Raw genomic sequence first — 18,565 nt, forward strand, 5'->3', positions numbered from 1 at the left:
TCCTTAACAAGAAAAAGGGCGCAAGGGCCCTTTTTCGTTTATTAACTATGAAGTATTGAGTCGATGTTTACGCAACTCAATTTAAGGACGAAGCGCCCTATCACCTCGAGCAAGCCCACACACGCCGGTGCGCGATGATTCGATAATTTCAGCACACTGCCCCATAGTCGTGGCAAATGCATCTAGCTTATCTGTAGTGCCCGTAATTTCGATGGTGTAATTGTTTACGTTCACATCCACAATACGCGCACGGAAGATATCAGAGTTCCGCTTCACTTCAGCACGTACCGACTCTGTGCGAGTCGCAACTTTAATCAGCATAAGCTCGCGCTCAATGTGGGTACCTTCAGTAAGGTCTACCACTTTTAGCACATCAATAAGCTTGTTCACTTGCTTAGTAATTTGCTCGATAACCTTATCATCGCCGTGCGTGATAATCGTTAGACGTGAAAGGCTCGCGTCGTCGGTTGGTGCCACACACAGTGAGTCAACGTTGTAACCACGTTGTGAGAATACACCAACGATACGAGATAGTGCGCCGGGGGCGTTTTCCATTAATACAGAGATAATACGTTTCATCAGGTTCGCTCCGTCTTGCTTAAGCGCATGTCATCCATTGCGCCAAACTTAATTTGCATTGGATATACGTGTTCGTTTTGGTCTACTGCTATGTCCATAAACACTAAGCGATCTGTGTAACTGAAACATTTCTCCATTGCTGCGTCTAGCTCTTCGAGCTTGTCTACTTTAATGCCTACGTGTCCGTAAGCTTCTGCTAACTTCACAAAGTCAGGCATTGAATCCATATACGAGTGTGAGTGTCGCCCTTTATAAATCATATCCTGCCATTGACGAACCATACCTAAAGCACGGTTGTTCAATGAGATAATCTTGATAGGCAGGTTGTACTGCAAGCAGGTAGATAGCTCTTGAATATTCATTTGAATACTGCCATCACCGGTTACTACCACAGAGGTGGAGCCCGGGTGCGCAAACTGCACGCCCATTGCAGCCGGTAAACCAAAGCCCATAGTGCCAAGACCACCTGAGTTGATCCACTGACGCGGTTTATCATAAGGGTAATAAAGCGCAGCAAACATTTGATGCTGACCTACGTCAGAACTTACATAGGCTTTACCGTCGGTGTGTTTGTACAGTGCTTCGATAACGCGCTGTGGCTTAATGACTTCTTCGCCCTGTGTGTAGTTTAAACACTCACGAGCACGCCATGTTTCTATCTGCTGCCACCAATCGGCTAGCTTTTCGCTTTGCCCAGATAAATCTTTCTTATTTACCTGACTTAAAATTTGATCAAGTACTTTATCTACCGAACCTACCACAGGAATATGCGCATTGACGGTCTTAGAAATTGATGCTGGGTCGATGTCAACATGGATAATGTCTGCATGAGGGCAGAATTTATCAACGTTGTTGGTAACACGGTCATCAAAACGTGCACCTAGTGCAATGATGCAGTCGGCATTATGCATGGTCTTGTTCGCTTCAAGCGTACCGTGCATACCTAGCATGCCGATAAATTGCTTGTGTGTACCCGGCATAGCACCAAGGCCCATTAGCGTACAAGTTACCGGAGCATTTAGCTTCTCAGCTAATTCAATAACTTTTTCTGATGCGTCGCACGCTACTGCACCACCACCTACATATAATACCGGACGTTCTGCTTTGAGTAGCGACTCAACCGCTTTCTTAACCTGCTTGGGGTGGCCCTTTTCGGTAGGGTTATAAGAGCGCATAGTAACGTCGGCTGGATACACATAAGGGTGTTCTTCCGCTACGTTCACAATATCCTTCGGTAAATCTACAACTACCGGCCCAGGACGCCCTGTGTTAGCAATATAATAGGCTTTAGCAATGGCTTCTGGAATATCAACCGCGCGCTTAACCAAAAAGCTGTGCTTAACGATAGGACGCGAACACCCTACCATGTCAGTTTCTTGGAATGCGTCTTCACCAATGTGCTTCGACGGCACCTGCCCCGATAAAATTACCATCGGGATAGAGTCCATGTACGCAGTAGCAATACCTGTAATAGTATTCGTAGCGCCTGGACCTGATGTGACGAGCACTGTGCCGGTTTTGCCAGTTGAACGTGCATAACCATCCGCCATATGGGCGGCTGCCTGTTCATGACGTACGAGGACGTGTTTGACATCATCTTGCGCAAATAACGCATCATAAATGTCTAGTACGGCACCACCTGGGTAACCGAACACGTGTGTCACTCCTACATCTTTTAGCGCTTCAACCACCATGGCTGCGCCCGACATCATTTTCACAGTGCTTTTCTCCTGTAATGGGTTGGGGGGTTTGTCAGCGTACGTTGACGATGCCCCGACTATAACTAAGGTAATAGGAAGATAAAACACCAAATTGCGTAAAAGTGAGATATATATCCCAATATTCGTAATAAATAGGATGGATATTTCGACTGAAGGTTTATTTTGACAGAAAATAGGATATTTATTTACACAAAATTAACAGTGTGAACAATAAAGTTTAAGAATGAGAACGATGCGCCTTTATCCACTAACGTGCATAAAGGCATAAGCTTAATCGTCTAGATCAATATCAATGTCACTGTTATCGCTTATATCTTCATCATCGTCAACTTCTTCTGCAGCCGGGCGCTTAGAGCCATAAATGCTTGCAGTTTTCGGTCTATTAATTCGCGCTTGGTATTTTAACCACGCTTTTTCCTGTGGTGTAGCGGGTTCACGGTGCCCAAGTGCCGACTCCAAATAAGCTTGCTCTTCGTCGTTTTCTGGTGTGATCTTTCCGTCAACTAAAGCGGCAAACAAACTTCCATGAGTTTGTAGAAGTTTGCTTTCATTAATTGAAAAATCACCAGAGCGTGCGAAGCCGTAGGGATAGTTCTTCTTATCTGCGAAGGGTTTTCTTGTGACTTGTTCTTTTGTGATTACAGACATCTTAACCTCTTTCATTGCGGCCCCTCGTGTTGCTTAAAAGGAGGGCTGCCACTTAAAAGTTGAATGAAATAGACTTCCGATATAGCGCCTTAATCGCTTACCAGTCTATTCTTAGATGTGTTTTTGAATGCTGTCAATTAGAAATAGGCATGTCGTAAAAACTTAATATTGCAACTGTGACTAGGCATAAAAAAAGGCCGCAAAAGCGACCTTCAAGTATCACGGCATCGTTTAGCGTTTTTCGCTTACCCAAACCGTAATAATACCATCTACGACCACGGTCCCTTGGGCGTTGTAAGCCTTAACAGAAATAGGTAAATCACCCGGCTTCCACGCATCAGCTGGTACTTCAGCGACACAACGAATGTCTGAATCGGCCTTTGCTGGATACTTTACTTCCATGCCTTTTGGGATCCATCTCAAGTTTTTAGGGATTGACGCTTCACACATAAAGCCCATGGCCATTTCTAAACCATTACAAATAGCAATGACATGAACCGTGCCGATATGATTTTCTACCCCTTTGCGCTTTTTAATGAGCACTTCACAGTAGTTAGGTTCAATGTCTGTAATAAGGGGGGAAACTGTTGAGAAATAAGGCGCTCTGCGGGCTGAATACCAGCTAAACAGCTTTTTGCCAAAGGGCAGCTTCATAAATTTGTTATAAGTATTTAATACGTAATTCTTTGACATAATTGTTCACGCTCATTTTCTATAAAGTGCTATTGCAGAAAGCGGTGCCGATACTTCGGCTCTTATGCAATCCGTGCAATCTGGTTAGACCAGTAAATATAGCGTTAACATAATCGTTACGTTTAAAGGTTGCAAACGAATCTACGATTTTTCTATTAAATAATACCTAATGACTTCTGTAGCGCTTCAGTTTGCGAAGCGTAGCGTTTCCAGCGACCTATTGAGCGAGTATTTATTGGTTCTCTTACCTGAACCTTACTTGCTGTTGATACGGGAAGCTTGTTGTTTTCGACCTGTAGGCACTGCTCTTCCCAAGGCAAATTGCAAAATGCCAATAGCTCTTTTACTTCGGTATCCGGATGCTGAGCAAGTTGCTCGTATGATTGCAGGCGAATAGCATTCGGATATGTATCAGCAAATTTTCTCACCCACTTTTCGAAGCTTTGATACAGCTGTCCTATCACATCAAGGTCGTAAGCATAGGCGTAATAAGGGCTATGGATAGAAAACAACTGTCTAAAGTTACCCACGCAAGTATCCATAGGATCTCTTAGTAAGCACACTATTTTGGCGTTTGGTAGAGCCTGGCGTATTAGGTCTATATAGAAAAAGTTAAACGGCAGTTTGTCGACTAGGTGCTTTGAATTTTGTCGCAAGAATGAGGTGCGCTGAAGATAGCGTTCTCCAACCTTTCCTAAATCACTCTCATATGCCCGTTCAATGGTAGGCGTATCGAGCACCAGTTGACTACTAGTTTGAGTTACCTCTTTAACAGCAACGCCAAAATCTTGCAGTTCACCTCCAGAAGCAACTAACGAATGATGACTTAGAATGCGCTCAACCAGCGTTGTGCCACTGCGCGGCATACCGACAACAAAAATTGGCGCGTCGCTTTGTGAACCACGACTAGAAAAGGAATCGGAGTTTAACTGTGCCTGCAAATTACTATGAAGAGTGCTGAATATAGCCTGATAATCTTTCAGCGTGCTTTCGCTACGCGCCTTTTGGGGTGCTTTCGCGTGATTTAGCGCGTCGAAAGCACGCCTGTAATCACCTAAAGCTTCATACTCCTTGGAGAGCGCATGCCCTATATGAAGACGCGCATCAAAATTGTCCTTTACTCTTTCAACTAGGGGGTCAAGTCGTGCTAGATGATTATTTTCATCTGAAACACCGCCGAGATCAGACAAAGCAAAATGTGCCTGAAAAAAATGTGGTTCGCTGTCTATGGCTTTTTCAAAGTGTTTTCTAGCCAGCTCAAACTTCCCCGCAAACTTGCAGCTGACAGCATAGTTGTAGTGATATTGCGGATTCGCTGGCGCTAGCGTAAGTGCTTTTTCAAAATAAGCGATAGCCTTTTCATGTAGGCCGACTCGAGACAGTGAAACGCCAACCGTATCTAAGTCGAGGGCACGAGTTAGGCTATCTACTGGCGCACACGATACAAGCTCAAGCGCTTGCTGCATATCGCCTTTTAACGCAAAGCATTTCGCTAGATAGGCAAAGGTAATAGGACGGTTTTCTATTTCGTTAGACTTCGTTAACAAGGCGATAGCCTTTTCTATTTGGCCAATTTCAATATGAATAATGCCAAGTAAAAAATAGGCATGGGCATGCGGCCCGTATTGTTGGATCACTTCAACGCAACAGCGGTGTGCTTGCTTAAAATCTCGTTGTGTTAAGAACCTAACGGCATCATCTAAGCGAGTTTGGCTTGTATTCATTGTTTATCTGTATTTAAACCGTCATTAAACAAATAAGGCGCTTACACGTTAAGCGTAAGCGCCCCTATATTCTATCGTACAGCAGTAACTATACTACATGCCAAATTGATACTTAAACATCAACCCTACAGTACGCGGTGTTAACACATAGTGGCCATAATTTCGCTGTAACTCGGTACCGTTTGGTTCTAGGGTATCGTTAAATTGCCCAAGACCAATATCACCTACGTTACGACGTGTTGAAGTAAACGCATACTTATCAAATAAGTTGTCGATATATAGCGTTACCGACCAGTCTTCATCTGAAATAGTGGCGTTTAAATTACTTACAGCATAACCAGGTAGCGCCTCACCATCTTGACGAAGACCAACGGTGGTATACACATCGCTCTGCGCAGTGATACCGTAGTTTACGTTTAACATTTTATCGTCGAATACTTCTTGGCTATACGTAATACCGAACGAGAACTGATGTTCTGCAGTTCCTGGTAAACGATCACCATCTTTACCATCGTAAAAATCTTGAAGCTCTGTGCCTTGGTCATCGAACACGCCGAATAAGAAAGGTGCGTCTGCAGTTAACTCTGCTTGTGTGTAGGCATATGTTGCATAAGTCGTGATATTGTCGCCAATTATGCCTCGAACAGAGAATTCAGCGCCTTTCGACTCTGCACCTTCAGCGTTAACGATGATCGGCTGCTGGCCATTAATGGTGGCACCTGATACCTGAGGGTCCTGCCAGTCAACATAGAATAATGCTGTATTTAATTGGAGCTTATTTCTAAAGAAACTGGTTTTAACGCCTAGCTCGTAGTTAGTTGTAGTGTCAGCCTCATAGAGTTGCTCTTCAGGCGTAGCACAAACTATTTGGTTATTCAGATCGTCAACATTATCAGGACAAGCACCAACGCTATTCGCGCCACCAATTCTGAAGCCTTCGCTGATGGTCAAGTAACCCATAGTACTGTTCGTAAACTGATAGCTAGTGTTGAACTTAAATAACGTGCCGCTATCGTCAGCCTCTGTCTCACCATAATCAAGCACAATAGAATCAGACGCTCGGCTTTCAAATACAGAATTATAAAGCGGTAAATCTACTGCAGAACGCGAATAGACATCATATTGGTATGCGCGCAGACCTAATGTTACGTCCCAGTCTCTTGTTAACTCGTAAGTAAGTTCACCGAATAGTGCTTTTTCCGTCACTTCGCTTTCGTCTACTGAAAAGTATTCAAGGGAGTCTGGGCGATAGTTACCCTCTACGCCCCACACTTCGATAGCATAAACATCAAAGTTAGGCGTAAATTCCTTACTGCTGCCTTCACTGTCTAAATCGTAATAAAAACCACCTACTATCCAAGATAGAGGGCCGCCAGTTTGCGAAACTAGGCGAAGCTCTTGTGTAAAGACTTCGCGTTCTGATTCTTCTTCGGTGTAAGCAGAAAATGCTGGAAATTCTTCATAGCTATAGTCTAAGCGAATCAGCAGGTCTGTTTGATCACGCTGGCCATTAGCTTCAAAATTAGACAACCCTGTTGCAGACACTAATTCAGCAAAGCCCAGATCGGCATTCATTTCTAAGCTCAGAAGTTCGTCTTCTTTTTCGCGAGGCTCTTCATAGCGATACGCTGACTCATACTCACCAATAACTTCGCTCAAAGGATTTTCAGAGGAAAGTGAGTCGTAGTGGGTAATAGAACGGCCTTCAACGTCTTGCTTTTGATAGAAGTAAGTCAAAGTGCTGTCAAACCAATCGTTTGGCGCCCAGCGTACTGCAATACGGCCTGTTAGCGTATCTTCACCGTTAGCATCTTCAACCTGTTTTAAGTTGCTATTTACTTCTTCTTCGTTAGACCAGTCTGGATCAGGCAACGATACACCGCCTTCTCTTACTACATAGTTGTAGTCAAGGAAGCCAGGGTTATTGAAATAGTTTAGTGACGCACGTACCGCTAATTCGCCATCAATAATAGGTGCATTAAAGACAATACTGCTTTCTCCGCCTAGCGAGTCACTTTCGCTGATGTTGAATACATCACCTGTCACTTCACCAGACATAAACTCTAGGTCAACTTTCTTCGGAAGGTAGCGAATAGCGCCACCTAAAGTACCGGCTCCATAAAGCGTACCTTGCGGGCCAATAAGAACTTCAACTCGATCCACGTCAACAAGACGCATGTTTAGGAAAAGAGGAATGTCACCAAAATAAGTGGCTACCGTGCCCCCATTTGATCCGGGGCCTGATGAATTAGTATTTAGACCACGTACGATAATTGGAGAGTCGTTTCGCCCGCCCTGATCAGTCACAGTAAGACCAGGTACCCAACGGGCTACGCCGTCAAGATCTTCAATATTCTGTTGGTCTAAAACGTCTGACGTTAGCGCTGAGATATTAATAGGTACTTCTTGTAGCGTACCGCTTCTGCGCGTTGCGGTTACTTCTACTTTTTCGATTTGTTTTTCGTCTACTGCAACCGTTTGGGCGTATGCGCCTTGGCTTGAGCAAGCGGCTAACACGGCACCTGCTACAGCGGAAATATGGAAAGGAGCATTCTTAATATGCATGTTCTCTCTCTTTAAATGGACATTACTAAAAAGTCACTAGCCCATTCCATTGGAAAAACAGAGTCCTTCTGATTGAGTGTTTCTAGCGTGAATTGGGTAATTATGCGTACCGGCTCGGTCTTGATCGCCTTACTCTTATCTATCGTTACTATTCACTGAAAAGGGTCTAGAACCTATGGCTCAGCAGAATACGTGCCGGAATTTGCGCGCATTCTAATATAAAAACAGGTAAAAGCCAGATCAAAACAGGGTATTTATTCATATTAAGTGCAATTATTCTCAAAGAATGACACAAGAAGAGGCAGGCGCACTGTATAAGAACCCATAAGGAAATGGCTTTTTAATTTATATTTCAACTATTTATAGAATTTAATCTACAACCTAACCATGAACGCACCAATTTGATGCAAATACGGTAGAATTAATATCCAGAACCAGAGAATAATGTAATGTAAACGAGAAACGTAAAAGTCATTCGTTATTTAGTCGACGATTAATATAATCATTGAATCGACTGTTATCTCTACACTTTACTGTTCCCTGGACAGCTATAGAGTCGGGTGAAGAAGGAAAATCGCGATCTTCAATCGTAATTCCCTTATTTTTACTGAGGGCGCTGAATAACTTTCCTTTTATTGAACTGCAATCAACGACTATTTCAATGCTTTTTAGAAAATCTTCGTTTTCAGTATTGAAGGAGCTAGAAAGCTTGGTGTTTCTTTTCACATTCGAGTGGGTTTTGTTTGAGGGTGATTGATTGGCGATGTCATGCAATCGTTGTGCGTTCAGACGATTGATATAATCTTGTGTGGCATCCCGAATTTTAAGCTTGGTTTCTTCTGTTCTTGCTTTAAATTGTGGTGAAGGTTCTTTAACCAAAAGTTTCTGTGGCTCTTTAGATTTGCCAACCACTTTGCTAGCGCTCGATACTTTCTCACCTTTTTTCGCTTTTTTAATGACAACGCTATGTTCTAGGTCGCTACCTTTCTCATTCACTGGTTCTGAATCAATTTCGGTCTTTTGAGGGGCAGTCGTTGGCCTTACTAATACTGCCTTTAACAATACGGGCGTAGAGTGTTTTTGGCTTACAGACTCGTTACCAGTGGTGAATGCCAACGCGAGTAACAGTGCCCCATTGATACCTAGAGAAAGTATAAACGCACGGAGTGCAGAAGCGTTTGGCAGGCTTATTTGAGTAAAACAGTTCCTCTCAAGCTCATACCTATCAATCCTTGGCTCTACCATTAATGCATCCATCCATAAAAGCACCTAATAGTTGAGCATTGCCAAAGCAGAAAGTTCAGATAGCTTTCGCTTACAAAGTAACTGCGATTATGGGATATGAATACTGAAGAAAAATTTGGAGCGGGAAACGAGATTCGAACTCGCGACCCCGACCTTGGCAAGGTCGTGCTCTACCAACTGAGCTATTCCCGCATAGAGTCGATGCCTGGCATCTTATAGGCAATCTAGAGAGCTAGATTAAAATTTGGAGCGGGAAACGAGATTCGAACTCGCGACCCCGACCTTGGCAAGGTCGTGCTCTACCAACTGAGCTATTCCCGCAACAAAAGAGGTACTTCGTTTGAAGTGGTGCGCATTTTACAAAAATTTTGGGGTAACGCAACCTTTAATTCTACTTTTTTTGCACCTCGATGTTCGAATGCTTAAATCGTAAACACTTTCTCTCGATAATAGCGCATTTCTTCAATAGACTCGCGAATATCATCTAAGGCTAAGTGTACGCCTTTCTTTTCAAAACCATTTAATATTTCAGGCTTCCAGCGGCGCGTTAGCTCTTTTATTGTACTTACATCAATATTTCTATAGTGGAAGTAGGCTTCAAGCTCGGGCATGTACTTAACCATGAAGCGTCTGTCTTGCCCAATGGTGTTTCCACACAGCGGCGATTTACCTGCATCTACCCACTGCTCTAAAAAGGCAATGGTTTGTGCAGACGCTTCTTCTACACTTATTTTACTTTCTCGGCAACGTGCAGTTAATCCGCTTTCTCCGTGAACGCGTGTGCACCACTCGTCCATATTATCTAACACGTCATCACTTTGATGTACTGCAATCACAGGGCCTTCTGCCAAAACATTAAGCTGTGCGTCGGTAACAATGGTCGCGATTTCCATTACTACACAGGTTTCAGGATCTAACCCTGTCATTTCCATGTCTATCCAAACAAGGTTACTGTCGTGTTTACTCATTACTTTCCTCTTTGCGCTACAGGCATGGCAACCATGCCCTACAAACGGTATTATTGACATAGTATACGTGAAACTAGAAAAGAATCGTGGCGAAAAAACCAAAACTTACACAACGACAGAAACGACAAGTTGCAGCTAACAGAAGCAAACGCTTGCGTGAAAAGCACGCCACTAAAGGCGCAGCCAACCTAGATGAAAGCACGTTAGAAAGTGGCACTGTGATTGGCCGTTTCGGTAAGCACGCTGACGTTGAAGATGCCAGTGGCGACGTATCCCGCTGTCACATTCGCCGAACAGTTGACTCTGTAGTGTGCGGAGACAAGGTGTTTTTCAGCAAAGGAGATGAAGCTGAGTCGGGTGTAAGGGGTGTTATTGAAATAGTAAAAGACAGGCATTCTGTACTTACACGCCCAGATTATTACGACGGCATTAAGCCCATTGCGGCAAATATCGACCGAATCATTGTGGTCAGCGCTATATTACCTACTCTTTCACTGAATATTATCGACCGCTATCTCGTAGCCTGTGAAGATATCGGCATTACGCCCCTGATTGTACTCAACAAAGTCGAGTTGCTTAGCGATGAAGAGCGCGAAAACGTTGCAGAGCAGCTTAAAACTTACGAAAAACTGGGCTACGAAGTACTGTTCACTAGCTGTAAAACTGGCGAAGGGATCAACACACTCAATAAATACCTTAACGATAATATCAGCGTTTTCGTAGGACAGTCGGGCGTTGGTAAATCGAGCCTTATTAACCAAGTTTTGCCAGACGCGGATGAGTTAACGGGTGACATTTCAGATAACTCAGGACTGGGGCAACACACAACCACAGCGGCTAAACTGCTTCATTTACCGGCTGGGGGGGATTTAATTGATTCTCCAGGGGTACGTGAATTTGGCCTGTGGCATATTCCTACCGAGAGAATTACATGGGGTTTTATTGAGTTCAGAGATTATTTGGGCGGCTGCAAATTCAGAGACTGCAAGCACTTAAATGACCCCGGCTGCATATTAAAAGAAGCTGTAGAAGAAGGAAAAATTAGCGCTGAACGCTTCGATAGCTACCATAGAATTTTGACGACTATGGAAGAGCAGCGTCCTAGCCATAGTCAGCCACCTGGGGCATAACAAATGCTCTAGGGTTTTGACGTTGCTGAAACGCCGAACCTGCAGAAGCGTCTGAATAGCACCTCACTTATTACTGACATTGAATTTACTAACATTGAGCTTACTGGCATTGAGTAGCGAGGCTAAACCAGTAAAGAAAATGTTGCAGTGTGAACCATATGCTTATGCTTTTGTGTAAGCACTCATAACCCTAAAGTTACTCTTACTACCACAACTTACTATACAATAACGCTATCTATGCAATGCGTTATTGCTTGCATAAAAGAAACGGAGATATTTTGTGTTAGATTGGCTTAAAGTTAATTTACAATACGTTACACCCAAGCATCTGCTTTCACGCCTTGTGGGCAAACTTGCAGAAGCGGAAATGGGTAGCGTGACCACCTTTTTCATCAAGCTGTTTATCAAACAATACAATGTTGATATGACTGAAGCGCTGCATGAAAAGCCCGAGCATTACCGAAGCTTCAATAAGTTCTTCACGCGTCCTCTAAAACCTGAAGCACGTACGATTGATGAAAACGATGACGTACTTATCCATGCCGTTGACGGTACGGTAAGTCAGTTTGGCGATATTCATAGCGACAGTATCTTTCAAGCCAAAGGTCACGACTTTAGCTTAACTACGTTGTTAGGTGGAAAACCTGAAGTAGCAGCACCATTTAAAAATGGTAAATTTGCTACTATTTACCTAGCTCCTCGCGATTATCACAGAATTCATATGCCAGTTGAGGGCACCCTAACTGACATGCTGTATGTGCCTGGCGAATTGTTTTCGGTAAATCCGCTTACGGCACAAAATATACCTGGGCTATTTGCACGTAACGAACGTGTTGTGGCGCTGTTTGACACTCCTGTGGGCCGAATGGCAATGGTTCTTGTTGGCGCAACGATTGTGGCCAGTATCGAAACCGTTTGGGCTGGCACTGTTACGCCACCTGCAGGTAAAAACGTTCAGCACTGGTCATATGAAAAAGACACAGAAACGTCAGTTTTCCTTGAAAAAGGTGACGAACTTGGCCGATTCAAACTGGGCTCTACCATTGTGGTATGTTTTGAAAAAGACATGATCAACTTTGAAGATATTGCCCCAGGTATGGTTACTCGCCTAGGTGAACCTATGGCTTCAAAACTATCTTCACAAGAGATAGTTTCCCAAGACCTTGCTTCGTCTGAGCCTGAGCAAAGTAGCGATGAGTTCGATGACGATGCAGGTGAGACAAAAAAAGAAACACCATCTGAGGGCGCTGACAGCTAGTTTATGGATGCTGTTAAAAAAAGCCTGATTTCGCTTCATCTCACGGTCATTTTGTTAGGTGGTACAGCCCTTTTCTCTCGGCTTGTACCACTTAGTGCCAGTGACATTACCTTGGTGCGTTCAGTATTTGCTTGCATCGCCCTGCTGGCATTTTTGAAACTGGCCGGAAATAAAATAAAGCTAAATTCCAGAAAAGATTATGGCGTCGCTCTTGGTCTAGGGCTTTTAATGGCGCTACATTGGGTTACTTACTTTGCCGCAATGCAATATGCTGGCGTATCTGTGGGCATGATTGCGCTGTTTACCTTTCCTGTCATTACAGTGCTTATTGAGCCTTTTTTCGAACGAGTTAGGCTGGTGTGGCAGGACATTGTATCTACGTTAACGGTAGTTATTGGTGTTTATTTAATTGTGCCTGAAACGTCGTTGGAAAATGACGTTACCCTTGGGGTACTTATCGGTATTGCATCTGCCATATTGTATTCGTTTAGAAACCTTATTCACCGTAAGCATTTTAAGCACTACAGCGGTGCGCAAGCTATGGCATGGCAAACTTTGGTTATCAGTGTATTAATGCTGCCAATAGGCAGTGCGGAAATAGCCTCGGCGTCAACGAGCTCTTGGCTAATGCTGTTGCTTTTAGGCACAGTATTTACCGCGCTTCCCCATGCTTTAATTGCGGCGAGTCTGCGCCACTTGCGGGCAAAGACATTTTCACTTATTGCCTGCATGCAGCCACTTTACGGTGTCTTTCTTGCCATAATTTTGCTTAATGAAAAGCCCGGTTTAAGCGCATTGCTAGGCGGCATTCTTATAACGTCGGCGTCAGTCTATGAAACGCTTAACACCCATAAGTTACACAGCGCGAACGATAAGTAACATTCGCGCTGAAATTTAAGGAAGGAATGTCGATGCTAATTTTTGCCCACCGAGGCGCCAGTAAAGCCGCCCCAGAAAATACACTAAAAGCGTTTAAATTGGCCTTCGAGCAAGATGCCGACGGCATTGAGTTTGATACTTATCAACACGAAAGCGGCATTATTGTTTTTCACGATAGAACCCTTACACGTAGAGCCCGCGAGACAGGTTATTTGTTAGATACGCCGTGGCAATCCCTCAAACAAATGGACATTGGCGATGGAGAACGCATACCTTCACTTTCCGAGACCTTGGCATGTGTTCCAAATGATAAGTGGTGCAACATTGAAATTAAGCACTTGCATGACGTAGATAGCTGGGTAAAAGATGTTAGAGCGGCGGTGCAGCAAAGCGGCGTTAGTGTTAATAAGCTACTTATCTCTTCGTTCAATCACCATTGGCTTAAAGCGATTGCACACCTGTGGCCCGAAGTAAAATTTGGCGCTTTAACCGCAAGCTATGAACTAGACTGCACGGCAAGCGCAAGGGCCCTTAGTGCTTACTCGGTAAATATTGCGCTAGACGCGGTTAATAAGCAGTTCGTACAAACTGCGCTGCAGGAAGGCTTTGATGTATTCGTTTATACAGTGGACGAACCCAGAGATATGCTAATGCTTAAAGAGTGGGGGGTAACCGGCATATTTACTAATGTGCCTGATGTTGCGCTTAAAGTGTTATCAAATTAAATAACAGTTTTTCAATACGTAAAGTGTGTAGAACACACATCTTATGTACACTCATTAGATAAAAAAACGAGCCATTGGCTCGTTTCTTAAAACTCTGTTTTACTGGCTACTTAAACTCAGTAGATAGGTGGTCTGAAAACACTGTATTTTTGCAGCACTTACACTGTCGACACAGGCGCATATTGATCCAGTGACCCGCTACAATTAATCCTGCCCCTACCGCAATAGTAAATGGCTCGTAATGATGCCCAAAAATATCTTTATGCCAGTAAATTGCGCCACCAGTAAACAGTAGTGCCAGCGGGTAATATTTGCCGTGGTAGCGAATGGCACCGCTAATCAAGGCTACCGCCCCAACAATCAGTGAGAACGTCAAAATAGTTCTTTCAAACCATACTTGGGCAAAAAAGCTAGAACCGATAAGCGGTAACAGAGGCACCAAAACAGGTAGCGCAAGGCAATGCAGCGCACACAAGCTCGACACCCAGATGCCAAGTTTGTCTAGTTTTGTTGGATTCTCGTCAATTGGAGTCATTACTCTAATTACCACCGTGCTTGAAAATGTATACGCGAATTATTCGCCAGAGACGTTATATTATAACAGACTCACGAAAATGAGAAACGTTCCCACATTAAATTTTGATCTTATTGAGATGAAAATAGACTAATTAAGTAAGAAAAAAGGCGAGGATTTTACTCGTTAGGCGCCGTAGTCGAGCGTTCCGTAACCTCTTTAGATTCAGTATTCTCTTTGAATTCAGTTATCTCTTTATATGAGGAACTCTGCACAAACCCTCTGCTAACGAACCTATCCTGTTCACTTATTTCTGAGCCGGTTTTGTTTTCATCTACCCGAGTGAGTTGAGCAGTCTGGTTCCATTCTTTACCAAACTGTTTAGCCACTTTAGGTGCGTGTGAAAAATAGTCGGCTACGGAAGTAAGGGTAAAACCTTCTTTTTCAAGTGAGGGTAAATGGGTTTTCAAGAACTCGACCGTTTCAGGATGAGGGTGACCAATCACCACAACATGCCCATTCTTTTCAGCGATGCGTTTCATTTGATTAAACTGTTTCAACAAGAACGAAGGCTCTAGTTTATGGTCCAGAAATACCTGCCTGCTTGCGCTAGGCACACCCAAACGTTGCGCAATTTCTTCACCTTTAGTTAGCACAGTAGTTCTGCTATCTACAAAGAAGAGACCTTGGCGCTTTACCTCTTTTAACAGCGCTTCCATTCCTTCTTGCTGACCGGTAAAGGCACTGCCCATGTGGTTGTTTACACCTACTGCGTTTGGCACACTTTTCATCGCTTTGCGCAGATTATAAGTAATAGCCCCGGCAAACATATCCGTGGTTAACCCCAGCGGTCCCATGTTTTTACCATTTTGGGCTTGCATAGGCATATGAAGCATAACCGCCCTGCCCTCTTGCTCAGCACGGTGCGCAATTTCAGTTGCCAATGGGGTTTGTGGAAGTATAGAAAACGTAATTTCTTTAGGGAGGGCAAAAGCAGCGACGTCGGACGGCCTGTATCCCAGGTCATCTAATATTATTAATATGTCTGACTTTGCGTTTACTTTAGGGCTAATTAGCCCGCATAAAACAAAGATTATACAAGGCAGTAGCAGACGCAAAAGCATCTAGTTCACATCCGTTTTTCATCATTATTATTAAGCGCACTGTGTGAATGAATTCACTTTAAGGTTAAGCATACCAACAACAAGCGCACTTTCAACAAAACTAGGAGTTTTATTACTGTCTTATTACAGGTAAGTCATAAACAGCTTTTGTAAAGGGAAGTAAATATTGCGTAAATCTAGCGCTACACACTAAAAATATCAGAGAGAGGTCGATACTTTATGGTAAACAACTACTCATCATTTAAGGCTTCACTATGATTTCAGGTATTAATGACTCTTCGACAGCTCAACAACTAAGACCAAGTTCTCCACCACCGCCACCAAAAGGGCAGCAAACATCACTTACTGACGAGCAAACGCAGACTTTGCAATCCATTTTAGAGCAATATGACGCTGATTCACTAACCAGTGAAGACGCAACATCTATTGTTGAACAATTGAAAAGCGAAGGCATCGAGCCTGGAAAAGCATTAGAAAGTGCACTTAGCAGTGCGGGTTTTGACGCAAAACAAATCGGCGAACTCGCTGGTTTAGGTGAAGGTAAACCTAAACGTCCACTGCCCGATACAGCAACATTTGAAGTTACTGCCTAAATTTTATCGTGACTTTAACGGTTTAATCCAGCCAAGCTTTCGGGTTTAGCGCCTTGCCTTTGTGGCGAATTTCAAAGTAAAGATTAGGATATTCCTGACCACCGCTTCGACCCACAAGAGCAATGCGTTCCCCTTGCCGAACCTCATCACCCGACTGTTTCAGCAATGCTTGATTGTGTCCATAGACACTCATATAACCCTCGCCATGGTCGATGATGGCAACCAAACCAAAACCACGCAGCCAGTCGGCATACAATACTCGTCCGGGCGCAATGCTGTTAACTGGGTCGCCCTCAGCACCATCAATTACAATACCTTTCCAAGAAATCTGCCCTTGGCGGCGACTACCAAACAAATGACGTATTTTGCCTTTCACAGGTGCGGGAAGTTTACCCTTTTGCTTAGCAAGTCCATTCATGCTGAACTCAGCGGCACGCGCGGCCCGCTCTGCTGCAATGCGGGCTGCCTCTATAGCACCTTTTAGCGCTTTCTCATCGGCCTGCAAAGACGCAATTCGCTGGTTTTCTGAAGCAATGGTTTTATTTATCTTCTTTAGCGTAGCTTTGCGGTCGGCTTGCCGGGTGATAAGCACTGCCCGCTGCCCTTCCTGCTCCTCTTTAAGCGCGACTAGCGACAATGCTTTTTCACTGAGTTCGGCGGTAACGTCTTCAAGTCTTGCAACATTACTTCTAAAACTTTCGATTTCTTTTTGGCGCGCTTTCGCCACGTATTGATAGTAGGTAATAACACGCTCAAAAGTACGCGCATCATCTTGATAAAAAAGCATCTTAGCGTAGTCGTAGTGACCAGCCATGAAGGCACTTTTGAGTTGACTTGCCAGTAAAGATTGCTGTTTGCGAATAGCAACTTTCAATGCATCTTGCTCTTCTTTTAGCGTAGCTTCTTCTTGCTTAACGCTTTTAAGCGTTTGTTCAGTGGTAGATAACGCTTTTGCTACTTTCGCTATATCTAGCTCTGACGCCTTTAGCACAGCTTTTAGCTCTTCTGCGCTGGCTTTATTGTTTTCGAGCACTTGCTGCCTCGCACGCAGTTCGGCCTGCAGCTTTGCTAACTTTTCTCTTTGCGCACTAGCTTCGCTGTCTTGGGCTAACGCATCACTTCCAATTGGCATAACAGCCAGAGCTACTATGCATCCGATAACTGAAAGAAATGAACGTGCTGACATAACGTGCGCTTAAAACCTCTACTTTTGCAATGGTGATAACTGCCTGACCAGCTGTATTTCACCACCACTATTAATAACAACATCCAGTGTATCTGACGGCTTCCCATATGCCCAGTGCAATTTATCCGTAATATCAATCATCTAAAGTATTTAAGATCAAAGCATGGTGAAAGTCTCTTAGCTAACTGAAAGGTAAGCTGGTTTCTCGCCCATTTTTCTATATACTTTGCACTCTTTTCATGGTCTGTAGACAGGGTTAGAGGTAATGGATCAACTAATAGAATTTGCTAGCAACAATATTATTCTTGCTGGTATTTGGGTTGCGCTGATTGCCATGTTGATATTTAGCTATATCAGTACATGGACATCTTCGGTAAAAGAATTAAGCACACACGAAGCAACGCTTTTAATTAATAAAGATGATGCGATAGTGTTAGACACACGACCTGCAAAAGAGTTTAAAGCTGGCCACATTTTAGGAGCCAGACAAATTAAACCTGAAGAAGTGCGTGAGAAAAACTTCAAGAAACTTGAAAACAGCAAAGACAAACCCATTATCGTAGTATGCGCTATGGGTAATCAGGCTCGTGGTACAGCAAATGCGATGCTAAAAGACGGCTTCGCGAATGTGAATGTATTAAAAGGCGGAATGAACGCGTGGCAAAGTGCCAGCCTTCCCGTTTCTAAATAACAGGTAACCTTTATGAGCAAAGTAGAACTTTACACCAAGGGGCATTGCCCTTACTGCCACCGTGCAAAAGCACTGTTAACGCAAAAAGGTGTAGAATTTATCGAATACCCAATAGACGTTAAGCCTGAGCTACGTGACGAAATGATTGAACGCGCAAATGGCGGCTGGACTGTCCCACAAATTTTCATTGACGATCAGCACGTTGGTGGCTGTGACGATATGATGGCTTTGGAAGCACAAAGCAAACTAAACCCAATGCTGGGTTTAGCGTAAGCGTCAGCGCATACGGCAACGCACTACATTAAATTAAAACGACAATTAA

The 18,565-nt window shown here is 43.8% G+C and carries 18 protein-coding genes and 2 tRNA genes; 7 read left to right on the top strand and 13 right to left on the bottom strand.

All coding sequences use genetic code 11. The features are described from left to right. Nucleotides 1–81 precede the first annotated feature (81 nt). The 10 genes from ilvN to orn all read right to left on the bottom strand — a co-directional run bounded on the left by ilvN (nucleotide 82) and on the right by orn (nucleotide 10,143). A complete protein-coding gene (gene ilvN, locus ACXACS_RS19260) occupies nucleotides 82–579 on the bottom strand; it encodes an acetolactate synthase small subunit (RefSeq protein ID WP_014975513.1) in 498 nt (165 codons plus the stop codon). Next, nucleotides 579–2,297 carry an acetolactate synthase 3 large subunit gene (locus ACXACS_RS19265; protein ID WP_474809010.1) on the bottom strand — a complete coding sequence of 573 codons (1,719 nt, stop codon included), beginning with the start codon at nucleotides 2,295–2,297 and terminating at the stop codon, nucleotides 579–581. Before ACXACS_RS19265 ends, ilvN begins: the two co-directional genes overlap by 1 nt. A gap of 273 nt (nucleotides 2,298–2,570) precedes the next feature. Beyond that, complete coding sequence (locus tag ACXACS_RS19270) at nucleotides 2,571–2,963, bottom strand: MaoP family protein (RefSeq protein ID WP_474809012.1); 393 nt, start codon at nucleotides 2,961–2,963, stop codon at nucleotides 2,571–2,573. Between the two features lie 216 nt (nucleotides 2,964–3,179). Further along, the gene (locus ACXACS_RS19275; RefSeq protein ID WP_474809014.1) at nucleotides 3,180–3,641 is read right to left on the bottom strand and encodes a hotdog fold domain-containing protein; all 462 of its coding nucleotides are present in this window, start codon (nucleotides 3,639–3,641) and stop codon (nucleotides 3,180–3,182) included. A 155-nt stretch (nucleotides 3,642–3,796) separates the two neighbouring features. Then, complete coding sequence (locus ACXACS_RS19280; RefSeq protein ID WP_474809015.1) at nucleotides 3,797–5,365, bottom strand: tetratricopeptide repeat-containing sulfotransferase family protein; 1,569 nt, start codon at nucleotides 5,363–5,365, stop codon at nucleotides 3,797–3,799. Nucleotides 5,366–5,458: 93 nt separating this feature from the next. Beyond that, nucleotides 5,459–7,930, bottom strand: coding sequence for a TonB-dependent receptor (locus ACXACS_RS19285; protein ID WP_474809016.1), 2,472 nt, complete (start codon nucleotides 7,928–7,930; stop codon nucleotides 5,459–5,461). A 471-nt stretch (nucleotides 7,931–8,401) separates the two neighbouring features. Further along, complete coding sequence (locus tag ACXACS_RS19290; RefSeq protein ID WP_474809018.1) at nucleotides 8,402–9,187, bottom strand: hypothetical protein; 786 nt, start codon at nucleotides 9,185–9,187, stop codon at nucleotides 8,402–8,404. A 104-nt stretch (nucleotides 9,188–9,291) separates the two neighbouring features. Further along, nucleotides 9,292–9,367: transfer RNA gene (locus ACXACS_RS19295), tRNA-Gly, on the bottom strand. 53 nt (nucleotides 9,368–9,420) lie between these two features. Next, nucleotides 9,421–9,496 (bottom strand) — tRNA-Gly (locus ACXACS_RS19300). Nucleotides 9,497–9,597: 101 nt separating this feature from the next. Continuing rightward, nucleotides 9,598–10,143, bottom strand: a complete 546-nt coding sequence (gene orn / locus ACXACS_RS19305; RefSeq protein ID WP_474809020.1) for an oligoribonuclease — start codon at nucleotides 10,141–10,143, stop codon at nucleotides 9,598–9,600. 86 nt (nucleotides 10,144–10,229) lie between these two features. On the opposite strand from orn, the gene rsgA reads away from it, so the two are divergent. From rsgA to ACXACS_RS19325, 4 genes are all read left to right on the top strand, one after another. Next, nucleotides 10,230–11,273: a small ribosomal subunit biogenesis GTPase RsgA gene (gene rsgA, locus ACXACS_RS19310; RefSeq protein ID WP_474809022.1), complete on the top strand. Its 1,044-nt coding sequence runs from the start codon at nucleotides 10,230–10,232 to the stop codon at nucleotides 11,271–11,273. A 280-nt stretch (nucleotides 11,274–11,553) separates the two neighbouring features. Further along, nucleotides 11,554–12,531, top strand: a complete 978-nt coding sequence (gene asd, locus ACXACS_RS19315; RefSeq protein WP_474809023.1) for an archaetidylserine decarboxylase — start codon at nucleotides 11,554–11,556, stop codon at nucleotides 12,529–12,531. Between the two features lie 3 nt (nucleotides 12,532–12,534). Continuing rightward, nucleotides 12,535–13,410 (top strand): DMT family transporter, encoded by an 876-nt coding sequence (locus tag ACXACS_RS19320; protein ID WP_269918211.1) that lies wholly within the window; start codon nucleotides 12,535–12,537, stop codon nucleotides 13,408–13,410. Between the two features lie 32 nt (nucleotides 13,411–13,442). Continuing rightward, on the top strand, nucleotides 13,443–14,135 hold the full coding sequence (locus tag ACXACS_RS19325; RefSeq protein WP_474809024.1) for a glycerophosphodiester phosphodiesterase: 693 nt from the start codon (nucleotides 13,443–13,445) through the stop codon (nucleotides 14,133–14,135). Between the two features lie 106 nt (nucleotides 14,136–14,241). On the opposite strand, the gene ACXACS_RS19330 is transcribed toward ACXACS_RS19325, so the two are convergent. Beyond that, nucleotides 14,242–14,670, bottom strand: coding sequence for a MerC domain-containing protein (locus ACXACS_RS19330; RefSeq protein WP_474809026.1), 429 nt, complete (start codon nucleotides 14,668–14,670; stop codon nucleotides 14,242–14,244). A gap of 158 nt (nucleotides 14,671–14,828) precedes the next feature. Beyond that, a complete protein-coding gene (locus ACXACS_RS19335; protein ID WP_474809028.1) occupies nucleotides 14,829–15,773 on the bottom strand; it encodes a divergent polysaccharide deacetylase family protein in 945 nt (314 codons plus the stop codon). 254 nt (nucleotides 15,774–16,027) lie between these two features. On the opposite strand from ACXACS_RS19335, the gene ACXACS_RS19340 reads away from it, so the two are divergent. Further along, nucleotides 16,028–16,366, top strand: coding sequence for a hypothetical protein (locus ACXACS_RS19340; protein WP_474809030.1), 339 nt, complete (start codon nucleotides 16,028–16,030; stop codon nucleotides 16,364–16,366). A gap of 22 nt (nucleotides 16,367–16,388) precedes the next feature. Here ACXACS_RS19340 and ACXACS_RS19345 read toward each other — a convergent pair whose 3' ends face one another. After that, a complete protein-coding gene (locus ACXACS_RS19345) occupies nucleotides 16,389–17,552 on the bottom strand; it encodes a murein hydrolase activator EnvC family protein (RefSeq protein ID WP_474809032.1) in 1,164 nt (387 codons plus the stop codon). Between the two features lie 265 nt (nucleotides 17,553–17,817). On the opposite strand from ACXACS_RS19345, the gene ACXACS_RS19350 reads away from it, so the two are divergent. Beyond that, entirely contained in the window at nucleotides 17,818–18,243 is a 426-nt protein-coding gene (locus tag ACXACS_RS19350; protein WP_179982192.1) for a rhodanese-like domain-containing protein, read from the top strand. Between the two features lie 12 nt (nucleotides 18,244–18,255). After that, nucleotides 18,256–18,516 (top strand): glutaredoxin 3, encoded by a 261-nt coding sequence (gene grxC, locus ACXACS_RS19355; RefSeq protein ID WP_014948069.1) that lies wholly within the window; start codon nucleotides 18,256–18,258, stop codon nucleotides 18,514–18,516. Nucleotides 18,517–18,565 lie beyond the last annotated feature (49 nt).

The organism is Alteromonas sp. AWM4_230 (assembly GCF_056158305.1).

What these genes read in the sequence shown, in the direction of transcription:
- grxC (WP_014948069.1), top strand. Translation starts at nt 18,256, where the DNA reads ATGAGCAAAGTAGAACTTTACACCAAGGGGCATTGCCCTTACTGCCAC.
- ACXACS_RS19275 (WP_474809014.1), bottom strand. Translation starts at nt 3,641, where the DNA reads ATGTCAAAGAATTACGTATTAAATACTTATAACAAATTTATGAAGCTG.
- ACXACS_RS19280 (WP_474809015.1), bottom strand. Translation starts at nt 5,365, where the DNA reads ATGAATACAAGCCAAACTCGCTTAGATGATGCCGTTAGGTTCTTAACA.
- ACXACS_RS19320 (WP_269918211.1), top strand. Translation starts at nt 12,535, where the DNA reads ATGGATGCTGTTAAAAAAAGCCTGATTTCGCTTCATCTCACGGTCATT.
- ACXACS_RS19290 (WP_474809018.1), bottom strand. Translation starts at nt 9,187, where the DNA reads ATGGATGCATTAATGGTAGAGCCAAGGATTGATAGGTATGAGCTTGAG.
- ACXACS_RS19340 (WP_474809030.1), top strand. Translation starts at nt 16,028, where the DNA reads ATGATTTCAGGTATTAATGACTCTTCGACAGCTCAACAACTAAGACCA.
- ACXACS_RS19335 (WP_474809028.1), bottom strand. Translation starts at nt 15,773, where the DNA reads ATGCTTTTGCGTCTGCTACTGCCTTGTATAATCTTTGTTTTATGCGGG.
- ACXACS_RS19345 (WP_474809032.1), bottom strand. Translation starts at nt 17,552, where the DNA reads ATGTCAGCACGTTCATTTCTTTCAGTTATCGGATGCATAGTAGCTCTG.
- ACXACS_RS19330 (WP_474809026.1), bottom strand. Translation starts at nt 14,670, where the DNA reads ATGACTCCAATTGACGAGAATCCAACAAAACTAGACAAACTTGGCATC.
- ACXACS_RS19285 (WP_474809016.1), bottom strand. Translation starts at nt 7,930, where the DNA reads ATGCATATTAAGAATGCTCCTTTCCATATTTCCGCTGTAGCAGGTGCC.
- orn (WP_474809020.1), bottom strand. Translation starts at nt 10,143, where the DNA reads ATGAGTAAACACGACAGTAACCTTGTTTGGATAGACATGGAAATGACA.
- ACXACS_RS19270 (WP_474809012.1), bottom strand. Translation starts at nt 2,963, where the DNA reads ATGAAAGAGGTTAAGATGTCTGTAATCACAAAAGAACAAGTCACAAGA.
- ilvN (WP_014975513.1), bottom strand. Translation starts at nt 579, where the DNA reads ATGAAACGTATTATCTCTGTATTAATGGAAAACGCCCCCGGCGCACTA.
- ACXACS_RS19350 (WP_179982192.1), top strand. Translation starts at nt 17,818, where the DNA reads ATGGATCAACTAATAGAATTTGCTAGCAACAATATTATTCTTGCTGGT.
- ACXACS_RS19325 (WP_474809024.1), top strand. Translation starts at nt 13,443, where the DNA reads ATGCTAATTTTTGCCCACCGAGGCGCCAGTAAAGCCGCCCCAGAAAAT.